Source organism: Brevibacillus nitrificans (genome assembly GCF_003710965.1).
Taxonomy (GTDB): Bacteria; Bacillota; Bacilli; order Brevibacillales; family Brevibacillaceae; genus Brevibacillus; species Brevibacillus centrosporus.
This window is the reverse complement of record NZ_RHHU01000035.1, coordinates 1-1,385: the sequence shown is the minus strand read 5'-3', so window position 1 is coordinate 1,385 and position 1,385 is coordinate 1. Positions and strand designations below refer to the sequence as shown.

At 43.2% G+C, this 1,385-nt stretch carries 2 protein-coding genes; one reads left to right on the top strand and one right to left on the bottom strand.

What is annotated here, in order from left to right; all coding sequences use genetic code 11:
* Window positions 1–810: HD-GYP domain-containing protein (locus tag EDM59_RS30775; RefSeq protein ID WP_148040863.1), on the top strand; the 810-nt coding region annotated here is incomplete at its 5' end.
* 326 nt (window positions 811–1,136) lie between these two features.
* Here the strand turns inward: EDM59_RS30775 and EDM59_RS31330 are convergent.
* Window positions 1,137–1,385: hypothetical protein (locus tag EDM59_RS31330; protein WP_221176077.1), on the bottom strand; the 249-nt coding region annotated here is incomplete at its 5' end.

Here is a 1,385-nt window from a genome sequence, read left to right as displayed (position 1 = left end):
TCAACACTTAAAAACCTGTTGATCCGTGTACAAGGCGGCGATAATATACCCGTGATGGAAGTGAGGGAAGTGGTCGCACCGATTCTCTCCCAATTCCAGTCTCAACCGCAAGTCATGCTGTCTTTGCGTCATTTTGCAAAGATGGATAGCTATGCGTATGAACATGCGATTGCAGTAGGAATCATCTCGTATATGATCGCGAAGTGGATCAAGGTGCCGGAGAAAGAATGGATGCAAGTAGCTCTAGCGGGAACTCTGCTCGATGTAGGAAAGACCAAGATCGATCGGCGAATTCTGCAAAAACCGGGTAAATTGACGACAGAAGAATTTGAAGAGATGAAAAAACATACCGTGTACGGATACCAGATTATCAAAGCGTCTCACGGTTTAAGCGAGGGTGTGGCTTTGGCCGCTCTGCAGCATCACGAACGAGAGGATGGCTCTGGTTACCCGCTCGGATTGCCAGGAACAAAACTGCATCTGTACAGCAAGATTGTTGCAGTTGCGGATATGTATCACGCGATGTGCTCAGATCGGATTTATCAGAAAGCCCAGTCTCCTTATATGGTCGTTGAACAATTGGTGCAGGACAGCTTTGGCAAGCTGGATCCGTACATCGTGCGTGCATTTGTCGATGGAATTACTCAGTTTGCAGCTGGAACAGTTGTAGAGCTGAGTGATGGTACGATTGGAAAAATCGTATTTACGGATCGAAATCAACCGACCCGACCTATGGTAGAGACGGGTGGAAGAATTATTAATTTGGTCGACTCCCGGCACTTATCTATTGTAAAAGTACTTGAAAAGTAAAAAACACAAGGCGTAGATTCAGTTGCGCCTTGTGTTTTTTACTTATAGATCCAGCGAGATTCTTTCACGTACTTATTGACGCCAAATGCTGAAGAGGTTTAGTCGTTATGCTTTGGCAAAGAGGCTAAACAGGCCTATTAGCGGGGAGCTAGCAGAGGCAAAGTAAAAGAATGGATCAACTTCGATTAAAAAAGTTCAATAAAAATGAAATTAGGTATTGTATTTGTCTAGCCAACATGTTACGATACTTCTTGTCGCTAGAGAGAAACAAACGAAGTCATACATAAGCTACTAAGATGTGAATGGCTTGCGATTCTCAATCGATACTATTTATTCGCTACCGAATACTGGTTGAAAAAGTTTTTTAAAAAACTTCTTGCAATCACTGAGGTAACGAAGTATAATAGAAAAGTCGCTCGAAGAGAGCTTGACTGAAAAACAGATGCTCTTTGAAAACTGAACAGCGAAAGCGTTGATGAGTCTATCATGAAATGATTTGCCAGCTTTGAACCAGATACAAACTTTATTGGAGAGTTTGATCCTGGCTCAGGACGAACGCTGGCGGCGTGCCTAAT